Below are 6,338 nucleotides of genomic sequence, written 5' to 3' on the forward strand. Positions count from 1 at the left end.
CGCCCATCATCGGCACACCCTCCTAAATCCCTAGAAGGAGTGAATCAGAACTTTGCACCGACAGCAACGCCGACTTTCTCAACGGTATCGGCGCACAGGCGACGTGACGCGGGCGCCGAGGCCACGTCTACTTTCACGCAAGAACGACGACAGCCTCTATGACCGACATGGGGCGCAAAGCTGCCGCACGCTCTCTCGCTGCTGTGCTGCAATATGAGATCCTAAAGCCGAAATCATTGCCGCTCGCCCGTCCTGTTCGCTGATGCCGAAAGCCAGGACAAAGGTGGCATCCACGGTCGCTCGCGGCGGGAAAACATAGAGAATTCAAAGGCGATTTTGGTAAGTATTTGGAAAGCCCACAAGTGATGCCCACGCGAAGTCTGCGCGGCGGCCTCTCCGGTGGCAGGCAAGGGCAAGACACCCATGGCAGTGCGCCACGACGTCCAGTATCTTATTCGCCGCGGCAACATCTTCTACTGGCACGCGTGGCCATCTCGTTTGCGCGGTGCCGACCAGGCAGCCGGATCTCGCTCAGCCTTCACTGCTCCGACCGTAAGAAAGCGCAGGTGATCGGCCGCAAGCTCAACATGCTGATGGCCGAGCTGAATATGAGATCGAAGGAACCAATGTCCAAGCAGCAGCTCCAGAAATTGTGCGAACACGAGCGCGACGTCATGCTTCTGCATCTCGAGGACGCCGCGATCGCTGCCAGGCGATATGGACGACCTGCCGATATCGAAGAGCTGGAACTCGACCTGGAAAATGGCTGGCCTACAAGCTGCTCGCCATGTTCGGCATCCGCCAACATCTGACGCTGAGAGACGGCTGTAACGGACACCGGTATCTGGTGGCCAACGGTGTCCCCGCCTCGCACGTTCCGGCAATCACGTCGAATTACATTTAACTGTCTGAAGAGGTTAACAGCAGAGCCTTCCAGGACGGCATCCGGATGCTGATGGACCAGTTCGACATCGCTCAGCACCCGCTCAATCACGAGAAGGCCATGAAGGCTTATTTCAAAGGACGGGCAGAGGCACTGTTGGAGGTCGACGCTCGGCATCCGCTGGCGGACCGAAGCCTCAGCGAGTTCACAGGCGGCTTGACCTGCTCCCCTAATTGTCCGCGTTCATAAGTCAGCTCTGTTCAGTTCTGGTCCTGTCTGGACCGGTTGGCAAACTTATAAGGGGTTCAGGTTGAGGGTCGCCTTCTCGCAGGCCTGCGAGCCGGATCAAGATGCGAAACGAGAGCGCCCCTGCGCGGATGCTGCGATCATTGAGACGCTTTCCCTCGCTCCCAGTACCACGCAACGCATTGGCTCTTGCGGTCGTGGCCTCGCATCTTCAGAAAAGACCGGATCTCACGTGCGTCACTCTTCTCGCATGCGACCCATGTGTAGGTGCCAGGTTCGTTGTTCGCGATTGCCGACTTGACCTTGTCCTTGAATGAGCCCGGCTTACCCTCCACAGAGGTCTTTCTGTGCAGCCAGTGCACTTCAAGCGAAGCGCCGCTCGGCAAGGGTTGCTGCTCGGTCTCGTCCTCGACTTCGATGATTGCCCTTATTCGGGCCCCAGCGGGTGCTTCTGCCGCGATGCGCGCAATCGCTGGAAGTGCCGCCTCGTCACCAGCAAGAAGCAGTTGGTCGGCCTTGGGGAGGCTGCCTCCCGGACCGATCAGCGCGATCTTCTCCCCTGGCTGCGCGTCGCGAGCAAAGTCGGCGCCTGGAGTCTTCACTCCCGGCGCAGGGTGTTGGAGGAAGTCGATCCAGAGTTCTCGCTTCTCGCGCTCGACCGCCCGAATGGTATAGACCCGCGCAATAATCTCATCCTCGCCCTTCGGCCACGCAATGCGTCCATCATCGCCCAGCCCTGGCCAAGCTGGCGGCCTCCCCTTGGGCGGGATCAGGACGCGAACATGCACGTCGCTGCCGATGAACGGTGTGACGTCATCACAGGCAACCTTCACTCGGCGCATGCGCGGGGTGACGTCTTCAGCCGAAACGACGGTAACCTCATGGAGATTTGGCAGACGCGAGACGGTCGTCGCATCGATCCATGAAAGCTCCAATGGCTCCCCGTTGGCAAAATAGAACAGGTGCTCCGCTATCATGTTGCGGCTCAAGTGAAGCGTCTCTTCCGTCGGGCAAGCCAAGTCGATCACCAGCCGCTGATCAACAAGCTTGATGTCGGCTGTTCCGATGTCGCTCTTGAGGAGCACCGCCCCTTCGCTCCGTTGCACGTCCGAGTGCTCGACAAAATGCTCGCATATCTCGTCCAGCATTGAGTTGGCATTCTTTGGAAAGGCGATGCCGGAAAGCCTGAATGTTTGCAGTGTGTCCATTACGGAGCTCCTGATGCGGCCTCCATGAAGGCTCGGAGAGAAGAGTACTAGTTCTGGGTCCTGTCCGCTCGAGACGACGAGGTTGACCTGAGGAGTGTCACGCCCAAGCCATTAGATACAGTGCCGACCTGATCTTGCGCTGACACCCTCGCAACAAGAGGCACTACGGCCAATGCCAAGGCGGCAGCAGCAGAGAAGAAGACACCATAGCCGAAAGCCTCAGCGACTTGTCCCGCTACCACACCACCTATGATGCTTACGGCCGCATCGCAGCACTGAAACAGCGTGAAGTCTACGCCTGCTTGGCGCGGATCCGAAAGCCGCATGAACTGTGCGTATAGGGCAACGAACCCGAAGGCCATAACTCCGGAGCTGCTGGCGATCACGATCATGATCATGATTGGTAATGAGAACGCCCCCGTAACGCTGGCTACAGAAAGAAACGACAACAAGGAAGCCTGCAGAAGAAGCGCGGAGATCAGCACAGGCCTTGTTCCCCACGCTCTCACGCACGCGCCTCCCAAGAGCGCCGCAGCAGAACCCAGTATGAGACTTCCGCTGCCATTGACGATGCCGATCGTGCTCAGATCGACACCTTGATCGACAAGGAACGGGCCGGCCATTCCCAGTGAGACTTTTTGCGCTACGACGAAGGTGGCCGCCGCAAACAGACCACGTCGCAACAGTGGCCGCCTCAGTGCATGCAGGAGTGACGGCACGTGCTCTCGTCTCTCCTCTGACGGCACCCTGGCTGCAACAAAAAGAAACGGCAGGCCGAGAAGAAAGAGGACTGCTGCCATTGACCAGGTGGCGATCTGCCACTCGGATGTGCCTGCAAGATAGAGAAAGAGACCGCCTCCCAAGGCAGATCCCAGATACGCCCCTCCAACCTGCGCTGCGTTTGCCCAGCCGTGGTGCCTGGACGCCAGGGTCTGTACAGCGAACCCATCGCAGGCGATATCTACCGTTGAGGCCGCGAAAGCGACGACAGTCAGGACGAAGAAGAGAGACATCCAGTCTGATGGGTTCAAGATGCCTGCCAGGATCAGCCCGAAAATCGAGATGAGGCCGCCGATCAAGACGATTTGGCCGGAGCGATTGTCACCGGTCTTTGGCAGGCGATAACGCTCCACCCTGGGTGCCCAAAGAAACTTGAGTACCCAAGGCAGGGCGATGAGCGAGACCAGGCCGATCCGATCAAGGGGAACGTCAGCTTCGCGCATCACCGCAGGTAGGGCCGTCCAGGTTATGCCGCCGATGACGCTCTGCGCGATATAAAGTCCCGTGATGCCCGTAAGCAGCATCACGGGACCCCTTGGCGTTGCCGTCGACATCAGAAGCGATATCTCAGGCTGCCGTAAATGGTCCGGCCTTCATCCCAGTAGCACGAGCCAGCAGAGCAGATCGGCTTCTGGGTATCGAAGAGGTTCTTGGCGTTCACCTGCAGTGTCAGACCTTGAAGGTCAGGATCATGGTAGCCGAAGTCGTAGGACAGGACGGCATCGACGAAGACGCGGCTGTCGTTCTCGAAGCTGTTGTTGTCGTCACCGTAGCTGTCGCCGACATAGCGAAGGCCGGCTCCCAACCCGAGCCCCTGGAGCGGACCAGTTTCAACAAGATAATGCCCCCAAAGCGATGCGATGTGGTTGGGCGTGCCGGAGAGTTCGTTACCCTCGGTACCTGCCGCACCCTTCTCGATCTCCATCCGCATGTAGGTATAGGAGGCGATGAGGCTCAAGCCGTTGTCGAAAGAGGCGTTCGCCTCGAGCTCGACACCGCGCGAGCTGAGATCACGCTGGACCTGCTTGTTGATGCCGCTCGAGGTGTCGAAGACTACGCCATCCTGTTGATCTATGTCGAACAAGGCTGCGCTGAGCACGGCATTGGCACCCGGAACTTCGTACTTGACGCCGATCTCCTTCTGCTTGCCGATGGTGGGGTCCGCAACGCGACTGTCGCTGGTGCTAGGATCGTCATAAACGAAGCCTACGTTCGGCGAGAACGAGGTCGAATAGCTGGCATAGGGTATCAGCCCCATTTCCGTGCGGTAGGAAAGGCCGATCCGTCCGGAGAAGCCATGGTCTCTCTGCTCGGTTCCTACATACGAGCTGTCGACAGCGTCTGTCTTTACCCAGTCATAACGGGCGCTCGTAAAGAACGTGAGGTTGTCCCATTCCATCTGGTCGTGAATGTAGACCCCGACCATGTTGCTCTCCTGGCTGCCGGAGAAGGGCGGGTTCTCTACTTCGAGATCGGAAAGTGTCGTGTAGGAGACTGCGCTATAGGCTGCATAGTCAGACCAGTTGTAGTCAACGCCCGCGACAGCCGTATGGCTGATGGAGCCGGTGTCGAACTCGAACTGCGCCATGTTATCGACGGCGAAGTTCTTCATGTCTTCTTCGTAGTAGCCCCAGTAGCGGGTCGGCGTGGCTCCGTACAGACCGCTGTACTCGAGGTCGGCATCGACGGCGCTGTAACGCAGGTTCTGCCGCAGCGTGACGACATCGTTCAGACGATGTTCGAACTCGTAGCCGATGCGACCTTGCGTCTGGTCGAAGTCATTCCAGTCAGGGTCGCCCCCGTAGATGTCGGTGATCTCCCCGTAGGTCGGCTGGTAGAAGAAGGCGGTGCCGCCGGTCGTTGCCTTCGAATACTCGGTAAGAACCGTAAACTTGGTGTCCTCGTCCGGCTTCCAAGTGACGGCAGGAGCAAGATAGAGCTTATCATCCGGATAGCCCTTCAGCTCGGTATCACTCTTACGACCCAAGGCCGTAAATCGGTAAAGGACGGACCCCTCTTCGTTTGCAGGCCCCGATAGATCTATCCCGGCCTGATAGCGGTTGTCTTGTCCTATACCGACCTCGACCTCACGGAAGGTCTCGTCCTTTGGACGCTTGGTCACCATGTTCACGATGCCGCCAGGGCCGCTCACGCCATAAAGAGAGGAGGCTGGGCCTTTAAGGATGGTAACCCCTTCCAGCCCATAGGGCTCTGTCCGCAGCCAAGCGGAGGGGCCATTGAATTGCCTTAGCCCATCGCGGAACATGCCGTTGTAATAGGCGGGGAAACCTCGCAAGTAAAAAGCATCATAGCGGGTGTCGAAGCCGAACGTGTTCGGATTGGCTCCGGCCGTATAGGTCAGCGCCTCGTTCAGAGTTCGCGGTTTTTGATCTTCAATCTGATCCTGCGTCACAACAGAAACAGACTGAGGAATCTTGACGAGAGGCGTATCAGTCTTGGTTCCGATTCGGTCGGTTTTGCCAACGTAACCCTCCTGAACCAGGATGGCGTCACTCTCTGCCTCCAGTACGATCGTTTCGAGCTCCGTCTGAGCTTCCTGTGCAAAAACAAATCCGGCCTGCAAGGAGAGGCATGCTCCTGCCATCAACGTGAGCTTGTGACGCCAGAGCGTTGAACTGTATCGTAACATTATGACCCCCACACATAAGAACTAGGGCCAGATCTCAAAGAAGACAAAAAGAGTCAAGTAAGCGTGCGCATGACTCGCCGGGTCGGGGGACAGTGTCACCAATAGGACACAAATAGTTTCCATCTCCACGACCGCGGGACATCCTATTGGGGAGCGAGTGAGCCATAGCAGCAGTGGCTATTGGCCAATACTGGGTAGCTCCGATGCTGGGCGGCGGCATACTAGGAAGCGTCGGTGGCGCTCTGGTCGCGGCTGGCGTTAGCCGAGTTGGGCAGCTGCAGATTAATTCGCTCTGGCCCAAAGGGCCGGGAAGGCCTAGAGGTGAGTGCCCTGTCAAGGATTTTCGAAGTCGTGGATCACATTAGAGCCTCGCTAGCGCGAAGCCGTTTCCTCAGTGGGCTTGTCGCCAACCCGCGTCCGTCACGCCAATATAGCATTGTTGAGTCGCTGAATGCCCGACCTGAGAGATAGGTGACGAAACGTACCGGGGACATGGTAACACTTTCCGTTTTGCGGGAGGTGTTGATGCCGTGGAAAGAGACTTCGGTTATGGAGGAACGCCTGCGTATTG

General features: G+C 58.0%; 4 protein-coding genes. 1 reads left to right on the forward strand and 3 read right to left on the reverse strand.

The features are described 5' to 3' along the window. The first annotated feature begins 566 nt into the window (after positions 1 to 566). On the forward strand, positions 567 to 812 hold the full coding sequence (locus tag LXM96_RS21455) for a hypothetical protein (RefSeq protein ID WP_240000585.1): 246 nt from the start codon (positions 567 to 569) through the stop codon (positions 810 to 812). Positions 813 to 1,269: 457 nt separating this feature from the next. Here the strand turns inward: LXM96_RS21455 and LXM96_RS21460 are convergent, their stop codons facing one another. Genes LXM96_RS21460 through LXM96_RS21470 form a run of 3 tightly spaced genes read right to left on the reverse strand, consistent with a single transcriptional unit; the run spans position 1,270 to position 5,701 of the window. Beyond that, positions 1,270 to 2,337, reverse strand: coding sequence for a DUF2218 domain-containing protein (locus LXM96_RS21460; protein WP_240000586.1), 1,068 nt, complete (start codon positions 2,335 to 2,337; stop codon positions 1,270 to 1,272). Positions 2,338 to 2,384: 47 nt separating this feature from the next. Further along, positions 2,385 to 3,641, reverse strand: coding sequence for an MFS transporter (locus LXM96_RS21465; protein WP_240000587.1), 1,257 nt, complete (start codon positions 3,639 to 3,641; stop codon positions 2,385 to 2,387). Between the two features lie 29 nt (positions 3,642 to 3,670). Further along, positions 3,671 to 5,701 (reverse strand): TonB-dependent siderophore receptor, encoded by a 2,031-nt coding sequence (locus LXM96_RS21470; RefSeq protein ID WP_240000588.1) that lies wholly within the window; start codon positions 5,699 to 5,701, stop codon positions 3,671 to 3,673. Positions 5,702 to 6,338: the final 637 nt, after the last annotated feature.

The sequence above is a fragment of the Rhizobium halophilum genome (assembly GCF_021648825.1).
GTDB lineage: Bacteria > Pseudomonadota > Alphaproteobacteria > Rhizobiales > Rhizobiaceae > Neorhizobium > Neorhizobium halophilum.